This is a genomic window from Streptomyces sp. NPDC088794 (assembly GCF_044750545.1).
In the GTDB taxonomy this organism is placed as follows: Bacteria; Actinomycetota; Actinomycetes; order Streptomycetales; family Streptomycetaceae; genus Streptomyces.
In genome coordinates this window covers 1-22,582 of the sequence record NZ_JBIVKB010000016.1, presented here as the reverse complement: position 1 = coordinate 22,582, position 22,582 = coordinate 1, and the positions used below count along the sequence as shown (strand labels likewise).

Genomic DNA, 22,582 nt, shown 5'->3' with positions numbered 1-22,582 from the left:
TTCGCAGCCACTTTCCGGCCACCTATGGTCGAGGAAACCTCTGGCCGAGAAGGCCTCTCGCTCGAGAAAACCTTTGGTCCAGGAACCTGCGAAGGAGGGACCTCCGTGGCTGTCGACTACGCGGTGATCGTCGTCTATCTGGCCGGCATGCTGGCCATGGGCTGGTGGGGCATGCGCCGCGCCAGGTCGAAGAGCGAGTTCCTTGTGGCCGGCCGGCGCCTGGGGCCCGCGATGTACTCCGGCACCATGGCCGCCATCGTCCTCGGCGGCGCGTCCACCATCGGCGGGGTGGGCCTGGGCTACAAGTACGGCCTCTCCGGCGCCTGGATGGTCTTCACCATCGGCCTCGGGCTGCTGGCCCTGTCGGTCTTCTTCTCGGCCCGGATCGCGCGCCTCAAGGTGTACACGGTCTCCGAGATGCTCGACCTGCGCTACGGCGGCCGGGCCGGCGTGATCTCCGGCGTCGTCATGTGGGCGTACACCCTCATGCTCGCTGTCACCTCGACCATCGCCTACGCCACGATCTTCGACGTCCTCTTCGACATGAACCGCACGGTCGCGATCATCCTCGGCGGCTCGATCGTCGTCGCGTACTCGACGCTGGGCGGCATGTGGTCGATCACCCTCACCGACATGGTGCAGTTCGTGGTGAAGACGATCGGCGTGCTCCTGCTCCTGCTGCCCATCGCGGTCGTCAAGGCGGGCGGCTTCAGCGAGATGAAGGCGAAGCTGCCGACCGAGTACTTCGACCCGCTGGGCATCGGCGGCGAGACGATCTTCACGTACGTCCTGATCTATACGTTCGGCATGCTCATCGGCCAGGACATCTGGCAGCGGGTGTTCACGGCGGGCAGCGACAGGACGGCCAAGTGGGGCGGCACGGTCGCCGGCACCTACTGTCTCGTCTACGCCCTCGCCGGCGCCGTCATCGGCACGGCGGCCAAGGTCCTGTACCCGAACCTCGGCAGCCCGGACGACGCCTTCGCGACCATCGTCAAGGACGAACTCCCGGTCGGCGTACGGGGACTGGTGCTCGCCGCCGCCCTGGCCGCGGTGATGTCCACCTCCTCCGGCGCGCTGATCGCCTGCGCCACGGTCGCCAACAACGACATCTGGTCGAAGCTGCGGGGCGCCGTCCGACGGGACGGCGCGGACATCGGCGAGGAGCGCGACGAGGTCCGGGGCAACCGTGCCTTCATCCTCGTCATGGGCGTCGCGGTGATCGTCACGGCGATCGCGCTCAACAACGTCGTCGAGGCGCTGACGGTCGCGTACAACCTGCTCGTCGGCGGTCTCCTCGTCCCGATCCTCGGCGGCCTGCTGTGGAAGCGCGGCACCGCGCAGGGCGCGCTCGCCGCCGTGATCGTCGGCGGTCTCGCGGTCGTCGGCCTGATGGCGGGCTACGGCATCCTCGCCAACGAGCCCATCTACTACGGCCTGTTGTCGTCCCTCGCCGTCTACGTCGTCGTGTCACTGGCGACACCGGCGACCGACGCGGCGGTGCTGGCCGCGTGGCGCGAGCGGCTCGCCGGGCGCGGTGCTCCCGAACTCGCGTCCGAACCGGTCGCCGCGCACCAGTAAAGTCGTATCCGGACGCGCAAAGATCCACAGAGGCCCACAAGGCCTCACGGAGATGTACACACGCGACGAAGCGTAGGAAAGAAGGCAGCTCCCATGACCAGCAACGAGGCGCCCCGCGGTCCCGTCGACTCCTCCCGCGTCCCGCGGTACGCCGGGCCCGCGACCTTCGCCCGGCTGCCGCGCCTGGACGAGGTCGGCCGCGCCGATGTCGCCGTGGTCGGGGTGCCGTTCGACTCGGGCGTCTCGTACCGGCCGGGCGCCCGCTTCGGCGGCAACGCGATCCGCGAGGCGTCCCGGCTGCTGCGGCCCTACAACCCGGCGCAGGACGCGTCGCCGTTCGCGCTGGCGCAGGTGGCGGACGGCGGTGACATCGCCGTGAACCCGTTCAACATCAACGAGGCCGTGGAGACGATCGAGGCGGCGGCCGACGAACTGCTGGGAACGGGCGCGAGGTTGATGACCCTGGGCGGCGACCACACCATCGCGCTGCCGTTGTTGCGGTCGGTGGCGAAGAAGCACGGCCCGGTGGCCCTGCTGCACTTCGACGCCCATCTCGACACCTGGGACACGTACTTCGGGGCGGAGTACACGCACGGGACGCCGTTCCGGCGGGCGGTGGAGGAGGGGATCCTCGACACGGAGGCGCTGTCGCACGTCGGTACGCGTGGGCCGCTGTACGGCAAGCAGGACCTGACCGACGACGCGAAGATGGGCTTCGGGATCGTGACGTCGGCGGACGTGATGCGCCGAGGCGTCGACGAGGTCGCCGACCAACTGCGCCGGCGCATCGGGAACCGCCCCCTCTACATCTCCATCGACATCGACTGCCTCGACCCGGCCCACGCGCCCGGCACCGGCACGCCCGAGGCCGGCGGCATGACCTCCCGCGAACTTCTGGAGATCCTGCGCGGCCTGGCATCCTGCAACCTGGTGTCGGCGGACGTCGTCGAGGTGGCACCGGCGTACGACCACGCCGAGATCACGTCGGTGGCGGCGTCGCACACGGCGTACGAACTGACCACGATCATGTCCCGTCAGATTGCAGAGGTTCGCTCGAAGTGACGCACGACCACGACCTGGAACTCCGCCCGACGGCCGCGCAGATCTCCGCCGCGCTGAACCCGCCCGCCGGGCGCAACGGCGGCGACCTGGTCGTGGAGACCCTCGCCGGGCTCGGCGCGACGACGGTCTTCGGCCTGCCCGGCCAGCACGCGCTGGGCATGTTCGACGCGCTGCGCCGGTCCGACCTGCGGTACATCGGGCTGCGGGTGGAGAACAACGCCGGGTTCGCGGCGGACGCGTACGGCCGGATCACCGGCGAGGCGGCACCCCTGCTCCTGTCCACGGGCCCGGGCGCGCTGACGTCACTGGCGGCGCTCCAGGAAGCGGCGGCGGCCTCGGCGCCCGTCCTCGCGATCAGCAGCCAGATCCCGACGGCGGGTCTGGGCGGCGGCCGCCACGGCTACCTCCACGAACTCCCGGACCAGGCAGCCTCGTTCAGGGGCGTGGTGAAGTCCGTCCACACGGTCCGCGCCCAGTCCCAGATCCCGTCGGCGATCGCGGCGGCCTGGAAGTCGGCGCTGTCGGCTCCGCACGGCCCGGTGTGGGTGGAGATCCCCCAGGACGTACTCCTGTCCGAGACTTCGCTCCCGGTGGTGACGGCGGTGGACGCGACGCCGGAGGACCTGGTCCCGCGCCCCGAACTGACGGCGGTGGCGGCGGACTTGCTGTCGCGCGCGGCTCGCCCGGCGATCATCGCGGGCGGCGGGGTGGTACGGGCTGACGCCTCCAAGAAGCTCCGTCAGCTGGCGGAGAAACTCCAGGCCCCGGTGGTGACGACCCCCGGCGGCAAGGGCGCATTCCCCTGGACCCACCCCTTGTCCCTCCAGTCCTGGCTGGAGGACCGGCACACGACGGACTTCCTTGAGGACGCGGACGTAGTGCTGGTGGTGGGCTCGGGCCTGGGCGAACTGTCGTCGAACTACCACACGTTCGCCCCGCGGGGCCGGGTCATCCAGATCGAGGCGGACCTCGGCAAACTGGAGTCGAACCACCCGGCGTTGGGCATCCACGCGGACGCGTGGCACGCGTTGCAGGCGCTGGTGGAGACGGTGCCGGAACGGACGGATCCGACGGTCGGGGACCGGGTACGGGACGTGCTGGCGCGGGTACGGGAGCGCATCGACGCCCAGGAACTCACCCTGGAGCAAGAGGTGTTGGCCGCGGTCCGCAAGGCGCTCCCGGCCGACTCCCCGTCCTTCTGGGACATGACGATCCTGGCGTACTGGGCGTGGTCCGCGTTCGACGCCAAGGGCCCCAACCACCTGCACTCGGCCCAGGGCGCGGGCGGCCTCGGCTACGGCTTCCCGGCGGCGCTGGGCGCGGCGGCGGCGGATCCGACGCGGCCGGTGCTGGCGGTGTCGGGAGACGGCGGTGCGCTCTACTCCATCGCGGAGCTGGCGACGGCCAAGCAGTACGACCTCGACGTCACGTGGCTCATCGTCGACGACGGGGGCTACGGCATCCTCCGCGAGTACATGACGGACGCGTTCGGCGAGCCGACGGCGACGGAACTGACGCGACCGGACTATGTGGCGTTGGCGGAGTCGTTCGGGGTGCCGGGGGTACGGACGAGCCCGGAGACACTGGAAACGGACCTGGCGAAGGCGTTGGCGACGCCGGGGCCGTCGGTGGTCGTACTGCCGGCCGTGCTGCGGATGTTCGCGGCTACGCACCTGGACTGACGGACGGGTCCAGTCGGACGCCGCCTGCGCGGGCTCGAGGAGCAGCGAGGTCTCTCCTCCTGCCCTTCCGGACAACTACGATCGCCGGGGGACCGCATGCTTGGCCGCTATCTGGGATACGACTTCGGCAGCAATTCCGGCGGTGAGGACGAGGCGACCGTCGTCCCGCAGGTGACGCTCCATCACGGCATCACCTGGACGGACCTCGCCCGGGACTCCGAGCCGAACGAGTACCGGCTCGATCTGGAGAGGGACACGGGCGAGTGGCCGGCCGGGGTCCACACCCCGTACCGGCGGCATGGTGAGGGTCTCGACCTCGATGAGGCACTCGCCTTCGTCGAGATCCGGGTCGAGGAGCTGTGCCATCGCCACGAGGACGCGGCCCGACCGGGCCTCGCTCCGCGGTGACGGCGGACTGATGGCCCTCGAACCGCATCTGGCGGAAGTCGTCGATCAGCTCCGGCTGGTCTTCCCCGCCGGTGTCCGAGAGGACGACGCGGACTACGGTCCCTTGCTCGTGATCCTCGCCGACCTGTTGTCCGAGCGGAATCTCGGCGTGGTGGTGGAGACGGCTTTCGGCCTCGACCCGCATGTGGTGCGCAACCAGGCGGCCGCCGCCCAGTCCCATCGGAAACCGCCCGCTGAACAGGTGGAGCGGCTGAAGGAACGCATGACCGGGCACGGTTGGTATCTGGAAGACGGCGAGGAAGCATGACCAACGTTGAACTCAGCGAGGCAGAGACGGGCCGCATGGGGACCCTTGTCGAGGGTGAGGCCATCGCCGTATTCCCCTGGGGCGTCATCGTGGACCTGGGGCTGTCGTGGGTCGGCCTCATCGACGTCCTCTACATCGACGATGACGACAACTACCAGGTGGGCGACCGGGTGTCCTGCTACCTGGAATGCTTCGACCAGCAGAAGCGCAAGTTCATCCTGAGGCCACCGGGACAGGTGCCGCTCGTGGAACGCCTGCGCAGGGCCAGGGCACGTCGGACGTCCGGCACACCGGTTGAGAGAAGGTGATTCAGTGGCACGGCCCGGCGACGCCGACCGGTTCCCTCGTTTCGTGGAGCGCCTGAGTGCCATCGTGGGCGCCGAGTCGGACATCCACGAGGTGGTGCCGCGGGTGATCGACGACGGCGAGGTCTTCGCCCTCGCCTTCGCGGACGTGCCCGAGCCCGGGTTCGTGCGGCTTGGGTAGGAGGCGGGGAGTGATGGCGAGATACGAGGCGGAGAAGGGCCTCAAGCCGGCAGCTGACCAGGTTGAGTGGGTGCAGGTTCTGAGTGTCGAGAGTCTGCCCGGACTGCCCAACCCCCTGCGGGAACTGCTCGGTTGACTGCGCGAGCGCGGCATCGACTGGATGCCCTTCGATGACGACGAGCTCTGTTTCGGGCTTGCCTGTGGGCCGGATCCGGTGAGCGGGCGGTGGCGCGGGTGGTTCTCCGTGCAGGTGGAGGGTGGGGCATTGCGGCGGCTCGGGCTTCATCCCGATCAGCCGCAGTCGCAGTCGGCCTCGTTCGTGCGCGGCCCCGTACCGCCCGCCTGGTGGCATGCCGCAGGCGAGCGGTACGCGGCTCAGCGGGTTGCGCCTACCAGATCGCCTCGACCCACTCGGGGTGGTCGATGAACGGGTTCCGGTTGTGCTGGTACGTGTCGTAGATGACCTGGTTGCGCTTCTCCTCGAACGCGCTCGGCGGGTCCGCCTCGTTCCACGCCTTGAGGACGGAGAGCTTGCCCATGTAGGGGTTGCTGCCGTTGCCCACCTTCTCGTTGGGCTCCAGGTTGGCGAAGCCGTCGTCACCCTCGTAGCGCACGGCCATGTAGAGGATCATGCGGGCCACGTCGCCCCGGTCCGCCGCGCGCGGCGCGAAGGAGTCGGAGTCGACGGTGCTGCCGCCGCCGTTGGTGACCGCGCTGCCGCCGTTGTCGAAGTCCAGGTTGCCGCGGATGCTGTTGACCTGGACGTCGGCCGGACGAAGGTGGTGCAGGTCCGTGCCGGGGCCGATCGCCTCGCCGAAGTCTCCGTGCGACTTGGCCCAGGTGTGCTCGCGGTTCCAGTCGCCGACGTCACCGCCGTTGAGGGACTTGGCTCGGGACACACCGCTGTACAGCAGGATCACGTTGTTGCTGTTGTTCGGGTCCTGGTCGGTCGCCATGAGGGCGTTCCAGACCGCGGAGTACGAGATCTTCGTGACGTTGGCGCTGATGATCGTGTGCAGCGAGGACTTCAGGGTCGTCCCCGTCTTGCCGACCGCGTTCTTGTAGTACGTCGTGTCGTACGCCGTGGTGGTGGCCGCGGCCGGGGTCGCGGTCAGCGCGGGGACGCTGAAACCGACCAGGACGGCTGCCGTCGTCAGGGCCACTGTCTTCCAGCGGCGGATGCGTGTCGCCAGCATAAAGGGGGTCCCATCTACGCGGGTTGAATGGAGGCGGCAGACGGGAGCGTGACATGGGCATGCAGCCCTGTAAATGACTTGGACATGTCGATCAGATGACCGGATCCGGCAATTTGCCCCTTGTCTACGCGAGTTGACGTACCAAAACGGCCCCCGACCGGGAGGTCAGGGGCCGTTGAGAGGCCTGTGGGAGGCCTTTGGGGTGCGCTTTGCTCAGTCGGTCACTCAGCTCACGTCCGACGGGTCCAGACGGTAGATCGTCGACGTGGCCGTCTGGGTCGACGAGCTGGAGGACGACGAGTCCGACGTACCGCTACCGCTCTTGCTGTACTCGCTCTCCTTCACCGCCGTCCCGTTCTTCTCCACCCAGCTGGTGATCTCCTGGTTCAGGCTGCTGTTGCCGCCCATGCCGCCGCCACCGAGCTGGATGTAGTGCAACTCGCCCTTCTTCACCAGTTCCTTGAGCTTGGCGAGGGTCATCGCCTGGTCGGAGCCGGTGAAGCCCCACATGGAGATGACGGGCTTGCCGGTGCTGAGGATCAGCTGGCCCGCGGACTGTGAATTGGCCACCGCGAGCAGCCACTTGGCGCCGTCCTGGTGCTTCTCCAGGTACGAGACGAGCTCGGTGGAGGCGCCGCCCCCGCCCATCCCGCCCCCGCCGCCGAAGCCGCCCCGGGCGCCACCCGTGCCGCCGGGTGCGGCGCCGGTACCGGTACCACCGGGAGCCGTACCGCCCGTACCGCCGGTGCCGCCGGTGCCGCCCGGAGCCGTACCGCCGCCCTGGGCCGTACCGCCGCCGCTGGGAGCCCCGCTCGGCGCACCGCTCGGCGCGCCGCCGCCCTGCGGCAGCTCACCGTTGCCGCCGCCCGGCGTCATCTGGCCCTGGCCGCCGCCCGGGAACGCGCCGTTCGCTTGGCCGCCGCCCTGCTGTGTGCCGCCCGGCAGTTCGCCGCGCTGGCCGCCGAAGCCGCCCCGGCCACCGCCTCCGCCGGGACCGCCGCCGCCGGTGGAGGGGCCGGCCGTCGGGTTGGTGCCGCCCATGCCGCCGCTCGCGGAGGAGAGGGCGGGCGAGGCCGCGTACGCCGTCGGGCCCGCGAGGGCCGCCACGATCGCCGCCGCGATGGAGAGGGAGAGCAGCCGGGCCCTGTTGCCCGAGCGGAAGACGAACAGGCCGATGATCGCGAGGACCATGACCACGCCGACCGCCGGCCACAGCCAGGTGTTCCAGTCGGTGGCTCGGCGCAGCAGCACGATCGCCCAGATGCCGGTGACCGCGAGCCCGGCCGGCAGCACCCACGACCAGCGGGCGTCACCGCTGCGGAAGGCGCGCCACAGCATGACGCCGCCGCCACCGGTGAGCGCCGCGATGCCCGGGGCGAGCGCGGTCGTGTAGTACGGGTGCATGGTGCCCTCGGCCATCGCGAAGGTCAGGTAGTGCAGCACCAGCCAGCCGCCCCACAGCACCAGCGCGGCGCGCGTGAGGTCGGTGCGCGGGGCGCGCCCGCACAGCACCAGGCCGGCCACGAGCGCGATGCCCGCGAAGGGGATCAGCCAGGAGATCTGGCCGCCGAGGATGTCGTTGAACATCCGGCCCAGGCCCGCGGTACCGGCGAAGGTGCCGCCTCCGCCGCCCCCACCGGCCCCGCCTCCGCCTCCGCCGTTGCCCTCGCCGCCGAAGACGCGGCCCAGGCCGTTGTAGCCCATGATCAGGTTCCAGGCGCTGCCGTCGGTCGAACCGCCGATGTAGGGGCGGTCGTCGGCGGGTACGAGGGACACGGCCGTGGCCCACCAGAAGCTGGAGACGGCCAGTGCGACCGTGGCCAGGGCCAGGTTGACGACCTTCTTCTTCCAGCCCAGCTTCGAGGCGTACACGTACACGGCGAAGACGGCCGGCAGGGCGATGTAGCCCTGGAGCATCTTGGTGTTGAAGGCGAGTCCGAAGCAGACGGCGGAGCCGATCAGCGGCAGCAGCCGCTCGGTGCGCACCGAGCGCAGGGCGAGGGCCGCGCCCCCGACCATCAGCAGGACGAGCAGGGTGTCGGGGTTGTTGTCCCGGTTGATGGCGACCGTGATCGGGGTCAGCGCGAGGACGAGCGCGGCGATCGCCGCGGCCACGTGCCCGAAGACCCGCTTCACGGACGCGTGCAGGATCCAGATCGTGCCGAGCGCGGCGGCGACCTCCGGCAGCATCATCTGCCAGGTGCCGAACCCGAAGATGCGGCACGACAGGCCCATGACCATCAGGGCGAACGGTGGTTTGTCGACCGTGATGAAGTTGCCCGCGTCGAGCGAGCCGAAGAACCAGGCCTCCCAGCTCTTGGTGCCGCTGTAGACGGCCGCGCTGTAGAAGCTGTTGAGGCTGGACCCGGACAGATTCCAGGAGTACAGCGCCGCCGCCAGTACCAGGACGGCGATCAGGGCGGGCAGCGACCAGCGGGGTGCTTTGTCCGAGGGCGCCGCGGGCGGGGTCGGCGGCGGCCGGTCTTCGGACACGGTCTCGGTGTGGGGGTGTGGATCGGTGGCAGATGTCACCCGAGCATCGTGGTGACGGGGGGTGGGCGCGCGCTGTGGTGAACCTGGCCCCCGGCTGTGAATCGACCAAGGGCTCGGTAACGCCTTGTGCAGCCTTTCCCCAACGGATACGGAGATGCGTGCAACCTTTCGTGCGAACTGATGAGTCAAAGGGGGCATGACTAACGGGGAAGCTCGAATATCCGTACGCGCCAGATGGATCGCCGGCGCCACACTGGCCGCCTGCGTGGCCGCCGCCACCGTCGCCACACCCGCCGCCGCGGCCACACCGACCGTCGCCTGCACCTCGTCCAAGGCGGCGCTCGCGACCAAGCTCAAGAAGGACATCACCGCCGCCCTCGCCAACCGCAAGGGCACCATCGCGGTCGGCCTCTACGACCGCACCACCAACACCACGTGCTCGCTCCGCGCCTCCAGCGCCTTCGACTCGGCGAGCGTCGTCAAGGTGACCGTTCTCGCCACGCTCCTGTGGGACGCCAAGAAGCACAACCGGTATCTGACCGACACCGAGGCCGCCCGCGCCAAGGCCATGATCACCAAGTCCGACAACGACGCGACCAGCAAACTCTGGAAGCAGTTGGGCATGACGAAGATCAAGGGCTTCCTGGCCGCGGCCAAGATGACGCAGACCAAGCCCGGCGCGAACGGCTACTGGGGGCTCACCCAGATCACGGTCACCGACGAGCAGAAGCTGCTCAAGCTGATCACCGCGAAGAACACCGTGCTGAGCGACAACGCCCGTGACTACATCCAGAAGTTGATGGGCCAGGTCATCTCGTCCCAGCGCTGGGGCACCCCGTACGGCGCCCCCTCCGGAGTCTCCGTGCACGTCAAGAACGGCTGGCTGCAACGCGCCACGCACGGCTGGCGCGTGCACAGCGTCGGCACGTTCAAGGGGGGCGGCCACGACTACATGATCACGGTGCTGACGCACGGCAACAGCACCATGAACTACGGGATCACGACCATCCAGGGCGTCGCCAAGGTCATCCACAAGGACCTCGCCGCGAGCTGATTTTTCACGGAACGGTCTCCCGGTCGTCACTGTCCCCGTCCTACGGTGACGCCCATGCGCCTGAGAACCGTACTCACGACCGTCACCGCGGCCCTGGCGGCGGCCACCTGCCTGACCGCCGCCGGGCCGGCTTCAGCGGGCTCCTACGGGAGTGCCAACTCCTCCGGGAGCCGCGCCTGTTCGCCCGCCGTCTCCCTCGACCGCTTCTCCGACGCCCTGGACAAGACCACCTACCAGGGCACGTTCGTCGGCAACTTCTCCGCGCTGGCGGTCGACCGCGACGGCTCCCTGGCAGCTCTGTCCGACCGTTCCTCGCTGTTCGACCTGGACGCGAAGACGCTCGCCCCGAAGAAGGCCGTCCCGCTCGCCGACGAGAACGGCGCGGCGCTCGACTCCGAGGGCCTGGTCATCGACCGGGACGGCACCCGCCTCATCACCTCGGAGACCGAGCCGTCGATCCGCCGCTACTCCCGCGACGGCAGGATCCTCGACCGCCTCCCGGTCCCGGCCTCGCTGCTCGTGGCCCCCGCAGGGCGCGCCACCTCGAACCAGACCTTCGAGGGCCTGACCCTGCTGCCCGGCGGCCACACCCTGCTCGCGTCCATGGAGTACGCCCTCGCCGGCGACTCCACCGGCATCGTCCGCTTCCAGACCTGGAACCGGACCAAGGGCGACCACTTCAAGCTCGGCGCGCAGTACGCGTACCGCACCGACGAGGCCATCCTCGGTGTTCCCGAGGTGCAGGCGACCCCCGACGGCCGCCTCCTGGTCCTGGAGCGCGGCTTCACCGCGGGCGTCGGCAACACCGTCCGCCTCTACCTGGCCGACCCGCGCCGCGCCACGGACACGAGCGGCATCGAGAACCTCACGGGCCAGTCCGGCGTACGCCTGATCAAGAAGACCCTGCTCACCGACATCGCCGGCTGCCCCACCCTGGGCGCCACGGCGAAGCAGCCCCAGCCCAACCCGCTCCTCGACAACATCGAGGGCATGACGATCACGGGCAGGGAGAAGGGCCGCCTCAAGGTCCTCCTGGTGAGCGACGACAACCAGAACGCGGTCCAGACGACCCGGTTCTACTATCTCCGGGTCCGTCTCACGCCCTAGGGGCGCGGGGAACTGCGCGACCAGCCACGACGCACGCGAGGCCGCCGACCCACCGCACCCACCCGTTGTTGCGGCGGGATGAAATCGGCGGTCAGCCGCGTTGTCTCCCTTCGGTGGATCAACGCAGAACCGACGGAGGCCAGGGCGTGCAGGAACAGCAGGGCTGGGTAAAACGACTCGCCGGATACGCCTGGCGCCATCCGACGAACGTCGTCCTCGCCCTCGGCTCGTCACTGGCCGGCATGGCCGTGATGGCCGTAGTACCCCTGGTCACCAAGGTGATCATCGATGACGTGATCGGCGATCACAGCCGGGACATGGCCCCCTGGGCCGGCGCCCTGATCGCCGCCGCCGTGGTCGTCTACGTCCTCACCTACATCCGCCGCTACTACGGCGGCCGCCTCGCCCTCGACGTCCAGCACGACCTACGGACGGAGATGTTCGAGACGATCACCCGGCTCGACGGCCGCCGGCAGGACGAGCTGTCCACCGGTCAGGTCGTCGGGCGCGCGACCAGCGACCTCCAGCTGATCCAGGGCCTGCTCTTCATGCTCCCGATGACCATCGGGAACCTCCTCCTCTTCGTGATCTCGCTCGGGATCATGGCCTGGCTGTCCCCGCCGCTCACCCTCGTCGCCCTCGCGGTGGCCCCCGCCCTGTGGTGGATCGCCCGCCGCAGCCGGACGAAGCTGCACCCCGCCACCTGGTACGCGCAGGCCCAGGCCGCCGCCGTGGCCGGCGTGGTCGACGGCGCCGTCAGCGGCGTACGCGTGGTGAAGGGGTTCGGGCAGGAGGAGCAGGAGACCGGGAAGCTGCGGGAGGTCGGGCGGCGGCTGTTCGCGGGGCGGCTGCGGACGATCCGGCTGAACAGCCGCTACACCCCGGCCCTCCAGGCCGTCCCCGCCCTCGGGCAGGTCGCGATGCTGGCGCTCGGCGGCTGGCTGGCGGTGCGCGGGCACATCACGCTCGGCACGTTCGTGGCCTTCTCCACCTACCTCGCCCAGCTCGTCGGCCCGGTCCGGATGCTCGCCGTGGTGCTCACCGTCGGCCAGCAGGCCCGCGCCGGCACCGAGCGCGTCCTGGAGCTGATCGACACCGAGCCGACCATGAAGGACGGCACGAAGGAACTGCCCGCCGACGCGCCCGCGACCGTCGAGTTCGACGACGTGTCCTTCGGGTACGACCATGAGCGCCCCGTGCTCGACGGGCTGTCCTTCGAGATCCGCGCCGGCGAGACCCTCGCGGTCGTCGGCTCGTCCGGCTCCGGCAAGTCCACCGTCTCCCTGCTCCTGCCGCGCTTCTACGACGTCACGCACGGCGCCGTCCTCGTCGGCGGCCACGACGTCCGCGAGCTGACCCACGACTCGCTGCGCGCCGCGATCGGCCTGGTTCCCGAGGACTCCTTCCTCTTCTCCGACACGGTCCGCAGCAACATCGCCTACGGCCGCCCCGACGCGACCGACGAGGAGATCGAGGCCGCCGCGCGCGCCGCCCAGGCGGACCGCTTCATCGCCGAGCTCCCCGAGGGCTACGCCACCACGGTCGGCGAGCACGGCCTCACCCTCTCCGGCGGCCAGCGGCAGCGCGTCGCCCTCGCCCGCGCGATCCTCGCCGACCCGCGGCTCCTGGTCCTCGACGACGCGACCTCGGCCGTGGACGCGCGCGTGGAGCACGAGATCCACGAGGCGCTCAAGGAGGTCATGCGGGGCCGCACCACCCTCCTCATCGCCCACCGCCGCTCCACCCTGGGCCTCGCCGACCGCATCGCCGTCCTCGACGCCGGCCGCCTCGCGGACGTCGGCACCCACGAGGAGCTCCAGGAGCGGTCGGCCCTCTACCGCCGCCTGCTGACCGACCCCGACGAACTCGGCGGCGTCTCGCCCGGCCACGCGCTGCCTGCCGTGCCGGCCGAGGACACCTCCGTACGCGACGAGTTGGACGCCGAGTTCGACGCCGAGCGGGGGGTGACCCCGCGGCTGTGGACCGGTGACCGCGCGCCCAAGGACACCGCGCTGGCCGGGATGCCCGCCACGCCCGAACTCCTCGACCAGGTCGACGCGTTGCCGCCCGCGACCGACGTGCCGGGTATCGACGAGGCGCGGGCGGTGCGGGCGGAGGAGTCGTACGGTCTCGGGCGTCTGCTGCACGGGTTCCGGCGGCCGTTGCTGATCAGCCTCGGGCTGGTCGCCGTGGACGCGGGGATGAGCCTGCTGCTGCCCGTGCTGATCCGGCACGGCATCGACCAGGGTGTCTCCGCGCTGGCGATCGGCGCGGTCTGGACGGCCGCGCTGTTCGGGCTGGCCGCCGTCGCCGTGCAGTGGGCGGCGCAGACCGGTGAGACCCGGATGACCGGACGTACCGGCGAACGGGTGCTGTACGCACTCCGGTTGAAGATCTTCGCCCAGCTCCAGCGGCTCGGACTCGACTACTACGAGCGGGAGTTGACCGGCCGGATCATGACGAGGATGACGACGGACGTCGACGCCCTCTCGACCTTCCTGCAGACCGGTCTGGTCACGGCGTTCGTCTCGGTCGTCACCTTCTTCGGCATCATGGGCGCGCTGCTGGTGATCGACGTCCAGCTCGCACTCGTCGTCTTCGCGACGCTGCTGCCCCTGATCGTTGCCACCTTCTTCTTCCGCCGGGCGAGCGTGAAGGCGTACGAACTCGCCCGTGAGCGGGTGTCGGTGGTCAACGCCGACCTCCAGGAGTCGGTGTCGGGGCTCAGGATCGTGCAGGCCTTCCGGCGTGAGCGGGACGGCGGGGCGCGGTTCGCGGAGCGCAGCGCGAGCTACCGGGCGGCGCGGACGCGGGGGCAGTGGCTGATCTCCATCTACTTCCCCTTCGTCCAGCTGCTGTCGTCGGTGGCGGCCGCCGCGGTGCTGATCTCGGGCGCGGGCCGCATCGACGACGCCACGCTCACCACCGGCGCGCTGGTCGCGTACCTCCTCTACATCGACCTGTTCTTCGCCCCCGTCCAGCAGCTCTCCCAGGTCTTCGACGGCTACCAGCAGGCCTCGGTCTCGCTCGGCCGCATCCAGGAGCTGCTGCGCGAGCCGACCTCCACGAAGGCCGCGGCCGAACCGCTGGACGTCCTCTCGCTCCGCGGCGAGATCGCCTTCGAGGACGTGCACTTCGCGTACGGGGAGGGCGAAGAGGCGCTCGGTGGCGTGGAGTTGAGCATCCCGGCCGGGCAGACGGTCGCGTTCGTCGGCGAGACGGGCGCAGGCAAGTCGACCCTGGTGAAGCTGGTGGCCCGCTTCTACGACCCCACGGGCGGCCGGGTGACCGTCGACGGCGCCGATCTGCGCACCCTCGACCTCACCGCGTACCGCCATCGCCTGGGCGTCGTCCCGCAGGAGGCGTACCTCTTCCAGGGCACCGTCCGCGACGCCATCGCCTACGGCCGCCCGGACGCCACCGACGCCCAGGTCGAGGCGGCGGCCCGCGCGGTCGGCGCGCACGAGATGATCGCGACCCTCGACGGCGGCTACCTCCACGAGGTCGCCGAGCGCGGCCGCAACCTCTCCGCGGGCCAACGCCAGCTGATGGCCCTGGCCCGCGCCGAACTGGTCGACCCCGACATCCTCCTCCTGGACGAGGCGACGGCGGCCCTGGACCTGGCCACGGAAGCCCAGGTCAACCAGGCCACCGACCGCCTCACCGGCCGCCGCACCACCCTGGTCGTGGCCCACCGCCTGACCACGGCGGCCCGTGCGGACCGCGTGGTCGTGATGGACCACGGGATGGTCGTCGAGGACGGCACGCATGACGAACTCCTGGCCCTGGACGGTCGGTACGCCCGGCTGTGGCGGACCTTCGTCGGGCAGTCCGAGCCGGAGGAGCCGGTCGGGGCGGTTCGCTGACGGTCGCGCAACCATCCGACATACGTCGTGCGTCCGTACACCCGTACGCTCATCGACGGGTCGGCCGGCGGCGGTACGGGAGGGACGACAGTGGACACAGGTGCGATGCGGAGGTGGTTCGCGCTCGGCACGGCTGTGCTGACCGCGTCCGGGGTGCTCGCGCTCGCCACGCCCGCCAGTGCCCAGGGCGCCGCGTACTGCGGCGGGCACAAGGTGCGGGACCTGCCCTTCTCCACCGGCGTCGTGCACGTCTACAAGCGCAGCGGATACGTCTGTGCCGTCACCTTCCCCGAGACGGCGAGCGGCGCCAAGCGGACCATGTCGGTCAGTGTGCAGGCGCGCGGCAACCGGCCCGTGGTGGACAAGGGGAAGTACACCCACCACGCCGGTCCGGTCACCGTGCACGCCGGGCACCGCTGTGTGTGGATCAAGGGTTCGGTGGGCCGGGGTTCGGTCAGTTCGGGCTGGATTCTTTGCTGATTCGCGGCTTTCCTACAAGCTTTTCTTGAACTCCCCTGGTGCGGACGCCGGTTGCTCGACTAGCTTCCGGCGGACAGCTGTACTCACAGGGGAGTGTGCATGCGCAAGGCGCTCAGATGGCTGCTGGCGCTCACCGTGCTGATAGGCACGTTGAGCACGGCCGGGGCGGCCACCGCCGCCCAGCCGACCGGCGGCACGACCGACATCAAGGATCGGCTGCTCTCCATACCGGGGATGAGCCTGATCGAGGAGAAGCCGTACACCGGCTACCGCTTCTTCGTCCTGAACTACACCCAGCCGGTCGACCACCGGCACCCGTCCAAGGGCACCTTCCAGCAGCGGATCACCGTGCTGCACAAGGACGTCAGCCGCCCGACGGTCTTCTACACCGGCGGTTACAACGTCTCCACGACGCCCAGCCGCCGCGAGCCGACCCAGATCGTGGACGGCAACCAGGTCTCCATGGAGTACCGCTACTTCACCCCGTCCCGGCCGGCCCCGGCCGACTGGAGCAAGCTGGACATCTGGCAGGCCGCCAGCGACCAGCACCGCATCTTCAAGGCGCTGAAGAAGATCTACGCCAAGAACTGGGTCTCCACGGGCGGCTCCAAGGGCGGCATGACCGCCACGTACTACGAGCGCTTCTACCCCAAGGACATGGACGGCGTCGTCGCGTACGTCGCCCCCAACGACGTGGTGAACAACGAGGACTCGGCCTACGACCGCTTCTTCACCAAGGTCGGCACCAAGGAGTGCCGCGACCGCCTCAACGCCGTGCAGCGCGAGGCACTCGTGCGCCGCGAGTCGCTGGAGAAGAAGTACGCGGACTACGCCGCCGCCGAGGGCTTCACCTTCAACACGGTCGGCAGCCTCGACAAGGCCTACGAGGCCGTCGTGCTCGACTACGTCTGGGGCTTCTGGCAGTACAGCCTGCTCTCCGACTGCGCCGACATCCCGGCCGACGCCAAGAACGCCACCGACGACGCGATCTGGACCTCGGTCGACACGATCTCCGGCTTCTCCTTCTACACCGACCAGGGCCTGGAGCCGTACACGCCGTACTACTACCAGGCGGGCACCCAGCTGGGCGCGCCCACGATCCACTTCCCGTACATCGAGAAGAAGTACATCCGCTACGGCTACCAGCCGCCGCGGAACTTCGTGCCGCGCTCGATCCCGATGAAGTTCCAGCCGTCCGCGATGCGTGACGTCGACTCGTGGGTCAAGCACAACGCCCGCCACATGCTCTTCGTCTACGGCCAGAACGACCCGTGGGGCGCGGAGCGGTTCGCCGCAGGCAAGGGGGCGAAGGACTCGTACGTCTTCACCGCGCCCGGCCTGAACCACGGCGCCAACGTAGCCGGCCTCGTCGCCGACCAGAAGGCGCTCGCCACCGCGCGGATCCTCGCCTGGGCCGGCGTCCCCGCCGCCACCACGGCGCAGGCCAAGCCGCTGGCGAAGTTCGACAAGAAGCTGGACGTACGGGACGTGGAGCGCGAGCCGGCGCTGCGCCCGTAGCACCGCACCGGTCACACCCGTAACTCCCGGGCTGCGCCCGGCCGTCGATCACACCGGCCGGGCGCAGCCCACCCGTTCCTCGCCCTCCAGCTGCACGTACAGGGCCGTCGCCGCCGGGCACTGTGCCCGTTTCGCGACCGCCTTCACCACCTTGTACTGCGGCTTCTTCCGGCCGCTGCCGTCGCACGCCGTCTCGCGGACCTGCCCGTCGCCGGAGCCGTAGACGCAGTCGCCGACGATCGTGCGCGGACCGCCTCCGCCGCCCGGGTCGCCGGGATGCGGCGGCTCCAGGTTGCGCATGCAGGCGTACCCCTGCGGCACCGAGCCGTCGCCGTCCTCGTCGGAGGACGGGCTCTGCTCGCTGATGTGCAGCACGAAGTCCGTGGTCGCCGGGCACAGCGGACCCTCGCCCACCGTGCCGTCGAACCGCGCCACCACCCGCGCCGCCGCCCGCTCACTGGTGCACGGCACCTCGGTGAAGCTGGTCTTCCCGAACGAGCTGCACTCGTCGACCCCGAGGAACACCGCCCCGTAGCCGGACTGTCGGCTCGCGGTCGCCGACACCGTCCCGGTGGGCACCGCGCTCGCGTCGCCGCCCTCCGAACCGGACGCCGACAGGACGTCGCAGCCCGACACCAGGGCAGCGAGCAGTGCCACCAGTGCGCAGACCACCCCCACAGAACTTCTCTCACGCATCGTGAACCCCCCGGTACCCCCGCCCAGCGTGACCCGCCACAGCGGGCACACGCCAGACAAACGGGGTGCTTCGGGCCGATTGGTGGGTGTACGCCGGTTGTGTGGCGTACACCCCCTACGCCCGCCGTCCAGGGCTCAGTACGACAGTCCGTGTCCGACGGGGTACAGCACCTTCGTGGGATCGTCCGCCTGCTGCACCGCCACCGGCAGCTTTCCGCGCGGTGCCACCCGGCCGGCGATCACCCGCGCGGCGGCCCGCAGTTCGACGTCGGTCCACGAGTAGGCGGCCAAGCAGGCCCGCACGGACGGCAGCCGGGCCACGTCGTACGGATTCCTGATCGCGACCGCGACCACCGGCTTCCCGGTCGCCACCAGTTGCTCGACCAGCTTCGTCTGGGCGTCGGCCGCCGCGACGTTGTACGTGCCCACGACCACCGCGTCCGCGTCCTTGGCCGCCGCGACCGCCTTGGCGATCGTGGCCGCGGAGGGAGCGGTGCCGGTGGACAGCGCGGTGGCGGTGAAGCCGAGCCCGGTGAGCGCGGCGGCGAGCACGCCGGTCGGCGGCCCGGTGGTGCCGGAGGGGGAGGCGGGATCCGCGCCGACGACGAGCACCTTCTTGTGCGCCCCGCGGGACAGCGGCAGCAGCCCGCCCTCGTTGACCAGCAGGGTCGTCGTCCGCTCCGCGATCCGGTCGGCCGTCGCCAGGTGCGACCGGGTGCCGACCACCCGGTCCACGTCGCCCTGCCGGACGTACGGCTCCTCGAACAGCCGCAGCCGCGCCTTCAGCCGCAGCACCCGCAGGATCGACTCGTCGAGCCGCGCCTCCGTCAACTCCCCGTCCCGTACGGCGTTCAGCACCGCGTTCCAGGCGATGTCGAGGGAGGGCGGGTTGAGCAGCTGGTCGACGCCCGCCTTCAGGGCGAGCACGGGCACGCGGTCGTCCCCGTACTTCTGCCGTACGCCCTCCATGCCCAGTGAGTCGGTGATCACCACCCCGTCGTAGCCGAGCTCCCCGCGCAGGATGCCGGTGAGGATCGGGTGGGAGAGGGTGGCCGGGTCGCCGGAGTCGTCGAGCGCCGGGACCATGATGTGGGCGGTCATGATCGAGTCGATCCGGGCGTCGATCGCGGCCCGGAAGGGCACCGCGTCCAGCGTCGACCACAGCGCGCGGCTGTGCGTGATGACCGGGAAGCCGAAGTGGCTGTCGACGGCGGTGTCGCCGTGCCCCGGGAAGTGCTTGGCGGTCGCGGCCACCCGGCTGCTCCGGTATCCCTTCACCTCGGCGGCGACCAGCTCCGCCACCGCATCCGGGTCGGCGCCGAAGGACCGGACGCCGATGACCGGGTTGGCCGGGTTGACGTTCACGTCGGCGTCGGGGGAGTAGTCCTGGTTGATGCCCATCGCGCGCAGCTCGGCGCCGGAGATCCGGCCGAGCGTGCGGGCGTCGGCGCGGGAGCCGCCGGCGCCGATCGCCATCGCGCCGGGGAAGAGGGTGGCGGGTGCCCCGACGCGGCACACGATGCCGTGTTCCTGGTCGGTGGCGACGAGCACGGGCAGTCCGCGCGGCTGCTTGAGGGAGGCCTTCTGGATGCCGTTGGAGAGGCCGGCGATCTGGTGCGGGTCCCGGGTGTTGTGCGCCCAGGTGAAGTAGATGATCCCGCCGACCCGGTACTTGGCGATCAGCTCGGCGGCCGTGCGTACGCCGATCTCGCTCAGGTTGGCGTCGATGTCGGCCTGGTCGGGGGCGGTGGCGGAGTGGCCGTAGACCCGCATGACGAAGAGCTGGCCGACCTTCTCGGGCAGGGTCATACGGGAGATCAGGGAGCGGAGTTTCTTGTCGTCGGCATGGGCGGTGCCACCGATCGCGAGGGACGCGGTGACGCCCATGGTCGCGGTGAGGACGGTGCGTCTGGAGGGCACGTGCGCTCCTTCCGGAGGTGATCCTTTGAAGGAAACTTCCGAGGAGTCAGCAATATCCGGGAAGTTTCTGCCAGTCAAGGGAGTGCGCACGGTACGTGAAGAGGGGCCGCCATCGGCGCTGTTGGAGGGGGGCGCGCCGATGACGGCATCTGCCGGCCGTGGCACGGCGGAGAGGGTAGGTCAGCGATCGCAGCCAGCAGCGAGGGCCGACACCGCACCACGGGACTCATCCGGCAGCTCGGGGGTTGGACGAACCGTAGTCGGCCCGGGTTCCCGCCTTCCCGTCGATTCCCGGAAGTTGGTGACGCAGGGTCCAACGAGACGGGTGGGTCGTGACCTTGGACCACGGCTCCCGCAGAGTGCGTACGCCCTCTGCGCCCCCGACGACACGAGCAGCGGGCGGGTCCGCGCGCGGTGACCGGACTCCGGGCGCCCGGAATCTCGTTCGACGACCCAAGGCCCGTAGGGAAGACTCTCCCGCGTTTCCATGGGGCGTTCGCGGAGTCGCGGGCGCGGTGATGAGGGGGAGTCGCGGGTGACCTTCGAGTTGCGGGGGCCGGTCCTGGCGGGCGAGTTGGTGCGCCTGGAGCCGCTGGAGCAGCGGCACGCGGCCGATCTCGCGGTGGCGGCCGAGGAGGACCGGGACACCTACGCGTTCACGTGGGTGCCGCGGGCGGACGAGGTGGCGGCGTACATCGACGCGCAGCTCGCCCGCGCGGCGACGGGACGGCTCGCGCCGTACGCGCAGGTGTCCCTCGCCACCGGGCGGGCGGTGGGCGCGACCTCGTACTGGGAGCCGCGGTCCTGGCTGGCGGAGGACCGGCTCGACGCGGTGGAGGTCGGGTTCACCTGGCTGGCGCGCTCCGCGCAGGGCACGGGCGTCAACTCCGAGGCCAAGCTGCTGCTCTTCCGGCACGCCTTCGAGGAGTGGGGCGTGGCCCGCGTCGACCTCAAGACGGACGCCCGCAACAGCCGCTCCCGCGCGGCCATCGAGAGCGTCGGCGCCCGCTTCGAGGGCGTGCTGAGGAACTGGTCACGGTCCTGGGCGCCGGGGGAGGACGGGCGGTTGCGGGACTCCGCGATCTACTCCGTGACGGCGGCGGAGTGGCCGGAGTGCCGGGGGAGGCGCGGGTGGCGCGGGTGGCGCGGCGGCGGGTGAATGGGGTGCGGGGGTAGGCGTCGGTGCGGGTACCGGTGCGGTGTTGGGCGTCTGCTCAGGGCGTGGCGGGGTCGGTACCTCTGTAGGGAGTCTGCTCGGGACGTGCCGGGGTCTGTACCCGTGCAGGGAGTCTGCTCAGGGCGTGGCGGGTCGGGGTGGTTCCGTCCGCAGTTCCGGTGTCGTCGCGGCCACCGCTCCCACCGCCGCCAGGCACATCAGGCCGCCGGTGACGAGGGAGACCGTGCCGGAGGTCCAGCCGGCGAGGAGGCCGCCACGGACGTTGCCGAGGTTGGGGCCCGCCTGGCCGACGATCATCTCCGCCGCGGTGACCCGGCCGAGCAGCGCGTCCGGGGTGTGGATCCGCACGATCGTGGAGCGGGCGAGCACGGAGGCGGAGTCGCCGGCGCCGGCCACGACGAGCAGGCCCAGGCCGAGCCAGGGGCTGGTGGAGAGACCGAACGCGACGAGCGCGGCGCCCCAGACGCCCGCTCCGATCAGCATCACGAGCCCGGGGCGGGCGAACCGGGTGACCGGCCCCGACAGGGCTGTCGCGGTCACGCCACCCACCGCGAGCGCCGACAGGAACAGACCCAGCGTGCGCGGGTCGTCGCCGAAACGCTCGGCGTTGACCAGGGGGAAGAGGCTGACCGGGAAGGACAGGACGGTCGCGGCGAAGTCGGTGAGCAGCGCGCCGCGCACCGCCCGGTGGGCGATCAGGAAGCGCAGTCCGTCCAGGACGCCGTGCACCCCCGGCCGTGACTTCTCGCCGTCGGGCGGGAGCGCGGGCAGGCCGAAGGCGCCGTAGAAGGACGCACCGAAGCTGAGGGTGTCCAGCAGGTAGCAGGCGCCGATGCCCCACCAGCCGAGCACCACACCCGCCACGGCCGGGCCGACCAGCATCATCGCCAGGCCGGTGACCTGCTGGAGGGCGAGGCCCGCGGCCACCTGGTCCTTGGGCAGCAGCCGCGGCACGAACACGCCCGCCGCGGGAGCGCCGAGCGCGGAGAACGACGTCTGCACCGCGACGAGCACGAGGACGACGACCACGTGCACATGCCCGGTGAAGGCCTGCACGGTGAGCAGCGCGGAGCACACCGCCGAGCCGACGGTTCCCGTGAGGTACATCCGGCGCCGGTCGGTCCGGTCGGCCCAGGCCCCCGCGAACAGGCTGACCCCGACCATCGGCACCGCCTGGGCCACGCCCACCGCCCCGGTCCACATCGAGCTGTGGGTCATGTCCCACACCTGGTACATGACGGTGACCATGGTCATGAAGCTGCCGAGCGTGGACACCGTCCGCCCGAACAGCAGCCGCCGGAAGACGGGCGAGGTCCGCAAGGGCCGGACGTCGATGAAGGCACGGCCGAGGCCCGTGGGGCCGGTGGGGCTCATGAGGGCATGGCGGGGTACGGAGCGGGGTGCGGGGTCACCCGGGGACCCTAGAACCAGGACCGGGCGCCCGCCAGCGATTTAGACGTCGTTTCTAATGGTGTGATCGCTCGTTGAGTCGTACATGACGGTTCTGGTGGAGCGGTTGGTGCCGGACGAGTTGTGGACGCTGTTTCGG

Annotated in this window: 19 protein-coding genes; 14 read left to right on the top strand and 5 right to left on the bottom strand. The window is 70.6% G+C overall.

Going from position 1 to position 22,582, the window contains the following annotated elements; all coding sequences use genetic code 11:
• Positions 1-105: 105 nt before the first annotated feature.
• The 8 genes from ACIP6U_RS36340 (at position 106) to ACIP6U_RS36305 (ending at position 5,662) form a co-directional block, all read left to right on the top strand.
• Positions 106-1,581, top strand: coding sequence for a sodium:solute symporter (locus ACIP6U_RS36340; RefSeq protein ID WP_401726800.1), 1,476 nt, complete (start codon positions 106-108; stop codon positions 1,579-1,581).
• A 93-nt stretch (positions 1,582-1,674) separates the two neighbouring features.
• On the top strand, positions 1,675-2,643 hold the full coding sequence (speB, locus tag ACIP6U_RS36335) for an agmatinase (RefSeq protein ID WP_401726798.1): 969 nt from the start codon (positions 1,675-1,677) through the stop codon (positions 2,641-2,643).
• Positions 2,640-4,325: a thiamine pyrophosphate-binding protein gene (locus tag ACIP6U_RS36330; RefSeq protein ID WP_401726796.1), complete on the top strand. Its 1,686-nt coding sequence runs from the start codon at positions 2,640-2,642 to the stop codon at positions 4,323-4,325. Before speB ends, ACIP6U_RS36330 begins: the two co-directional genes overlap by 4 nt.
• Positions 4,326-4,421: 96 nt before the next feature.
• Positions 4,422-4,733: a hypothetical protein gene (locus ACIP6U_RS36325; protein WP_401726794.1), complete on the top strand. Its 312-nt coding sequence runs from the start codon at positions 4,422-4,424 to the stop codon at positions 4,731-4,733.
• Between the two features lie 10 nt (positions 4,734-4,743).
• Entirely contained in the window at positions 4,744-5,040 is a 297-nt protein-coding gene (locus ACIP6U_RS36320) for a DUF3349 domain-containing protein (protein ID WP_401726792.1), read from the top strand.
• Positions 5,037-5,348, top strand: coding sequence for a hypothetical protein (locus tag ACIP6U_RS36315; RefSeq protein ID WP_401726790.1), 312 nt, complete (start codon positions 5,037-5,039; stop codon positions 5,346-5,348). The genes ACIP6U_RS36320 and ACIP6U_RS36315 overlap by 4 nt, the downstream gene beginning before the upstream one ends.
• Positions 5,349-5,352: 4 nt before the next feature.
• Positions 5,353-5,526, top strand: coding sequence for a hypothetical protein (locus tag ACIP6U_RS36310; protein ID WP_401726789.1), 174 nt, complete (start codon positions 5,353-5,355; stop codon positions 5,524-5,526).
• A 13-nt stretch (positions 5,527-5,539) separates the two neighbouring features.
• Positions 5,540-5,662 carry a hypothetical protein gene (locus tag ACIP6U_RS36305; RefSeq protein ID WP_401726787.1) on the top strand — a complete coding sequence of 41 codons (123 nt, stop codon included), beginning with the start codon at positions 5,540-5,542 and terminating at the stop codon, positions 5,660-5,662.
• A gap of 253 nt (positions 5,663-5,915) precedes the next feature.
• Here the strand turns inward: ACIP6U_RS36305 and ACIP6U_RS36300 are convergent, their stop codons facing one another.
• A complete protein-coding gene (locus ACIP6U_RS36300; RefSeq protein WP_401726785.1) occupies positions 5,916-6,722 on the bottom strand; it encodes an endonuclease I family protein in 807 nt (268 codons plus the stop codon).
• A 225-nt stretch (positions 6,723-6,947) separates the two neighbouring features.
• Positions 6,948-9,254, bottom strand: a complete 2,307-nt coding sequence (locus ACIP6U_RS36295) for a glycosyltransferase family 39 protein (RefSeq protein WP_401726783.1) — start codon at positions 9,252-9,254, stop codon at positions 6,948-6,950.
• 157 nt (positions 9,255-9,411) lie between these two features.
• On the opposite strand from ACIP6U_RS36295, the gene ACIP6U_RS36290 reads away from it, so the two are divergent.
• The 5 genes from ACIP6U_RS36290 (at position 9,412) to ACIP6U_RS36270 (ending at position 17,240) form a co-directional block, all read left to right on the top strand.
• Positions 9,412-10,269, top strand: coding sequence for a serine hydrolase (locus ACIP6U_RS36290; protein WP_401726781.1), 858 nt, complete (start codon positions 9,412-9,414; stop codon positions 10,267-10,269).
• A gap of 54 nt (positions 10,270-10,323) precedes the next feature.
• Positions 10,324-11,376, top strand: a complete 1,053-nt coding sequence (locus ACIP6U_RS36285; protein ID WP_401726779.1) for an esterase-like activity of phytase family protein — start codon at positions 10,324-10,326, stop codon at positions 11,374-11,376.
• Between the two features lie 146 nt (positions 11,377-11,522).
• Entirely contained in the window at positions 11,523-15,242 is a 3,720-nt protein-coding gene (locus ACIP6U_RS36280; RefSeq protein ID WP_401727184.1) for an ABC transporter ATP-binding protein, read from the top strand.
• Between the two features lie 90 nt (positions 15,243-15,332).
• A complete protein-coding gene (locus ACIP6U_RS36275) occupies positions 15,333-15,722 on the top strand; it encodes a hypothetical protein (RefSeq protein ID WP_401726777.1) in 390 nt (129 codons plus the stop codon).
• A 99-nt stretch (positions 15,723-15,821) separates the two neighbouring features.
• On the top strand, positions 15,822-17,240 hold the full coding sequence (locus ACIP6U_RS36270; protein WP_401726776.1) for a S28 family serine protease: 1,419 nt from the start codon (positions 15,822-15,824) through the stop codon (positions 17,238-17,240).
• Between the two features lie 48 nt (positions 17,241-17,288).
• On the opposite strand, the gene ACIP6U_RS36265 is transcribed toward ACIP6U_RS36270, so the two are convergent.
• Positions 17,289-17,936, bottom strand: coding sequence for a hypothetical protein (locus ACIP6U_RS36265; RefSeq protein ID WP_401726774.1), 648 nt, complete (start codon positions 17,934-17,936; stop codon positions 17,289-17,291).
• A 135-nt stretch (positions 17,937-18,071) separates the two neighbouring features.
• Positions 18,072-19,856 (bottom strand): glycoside hydrolase family 3 protein, encoded by a 1,785-nt coding sequence (locus ACIP6U_RS36260; protein WP_401726772.1) that lies wholly within the window; start codon positions 19,854-19,856, stop codon positions 18,072-18,074.
• Between the two features lie 535 nt (positions 19,857-20,391).
• On the opposite strand from ACIP6U_RS36260, the gene ACIP6U_RS36255 reads away from it, so the two are divergent.
• Positions 20,392-21,015: a GNAT family N-acetyltransferase gene (locus ACIP6U_RS36255; protein WP_401726771.1), complete on the top strand. Its 624-nt coding sequence runs from the start codon at positions 20,392-20,394 to the stop codon at positions 21,013-21,015.
• 135 nt (positions 21,016-21,150) lie between these two features.
• On the opposite strand, the gene ACIP6U_RS36250 is transcribed toward ACIP6U_RS36255, so the two are convergent.
• Positions 21,151-22,407, bottom strand: a complete 1,257-nt coding sequence (locus ACIP6U_RS36250) for an MFS transporter (protein WP_401726769.1) — start codon at positions 22,405-22,407, stop codon at positions 21,151-21,153.
• Positions 22,408-22,582 lie beyond the last annotated feature (175 nt).

What these genes read in the sequence shown, in the direction of transcription:
- speB (WP_401726798.1), top strand. Translation starts at nt 1,675, where the DNA reads ATGACCAGCAACGAGGCGCCCCGCGGTCCCGTCGACTCCTCCCGCGTC.
- ACIP6U_RS36325 (WP_401726794.1), top strand. Translation starts at nt 4,422, where the DNA reads ATGCTTGGCCGCTATCTGGGATACGACTTCGGCAGCAATTCCGGCGGT.
- ACIP6U_RS36320 (WP_401726792.1), top strand. Translation starts at nt 4,744, where the DNA reads ATGGCCCTCGAACCGCATCTGGCGGAAGTCGTCGATCAGCTCCGGCTG.
- ACIP6U_RS36315 (WP_401726790.1), top strand. Translation starts at nt 5,037, where the DNA reads ATGACCAACGTTGAACTCAGCGAGGCAGAGACGGGCCGCATGGGGACC.
- ACIP6U_RS36305 (WP_401726787.1), top strand. Translation starts at nt 5,540, where the DNA reads ATGGCGAGATACGAGGCGGAGAAGGGCCTCAAGCCGGCAGCTGACCAG.
- ACIP6U_RS36300 (WP_401726785.1), bottom strand. Translation starts at nt 6,722, where the DNA reads ATGCTGGCGACACGCATCCGCCGCTGGAAGACAGTGGCCCTGACGACG.
- ACIP6U_RS36290 (WP_401726781.1), top strand. Translation starts at nt 9,412, where the DNA reads ATGACTAACGGGGAAGCTCGAATATCCGTACGCGCCAGATGGATCGCC.
- ACIP6U_RS36285 (WP_401726779.1), top strand. Translation starts at nt 10,324, where the DNA reads ATGCGCCTGAGAACCGTACTCACGACCGTCACCGCGGCCCTGGCGGCG.
- ACIP6U_RS36270 (WP_401726776.1), top strand. Translation starts at nt 15,822, where the DNA reads ATGCGCAAGGCGCTCAGATGGCTGCTGGCGCTCACCGTGCTGATAGGC.
- ACIP6U_RS36265 (WP_401726774.1), bottom strand. Translation starts at nt 17,936, where the DNA reads ATGCGTGAGAGAAGTTCTGTGGGGGTGGTCTGCGCACTGGTGGCACTG.
- ACIP6U_RS36250 (WP_401726769.1), bottom strand. Translation starts at nt 22,407, where the DNA reads ATGAGCCCCACCGGCCCCACGGGCCTCGGCCGTGCCTTCATCGACGTC.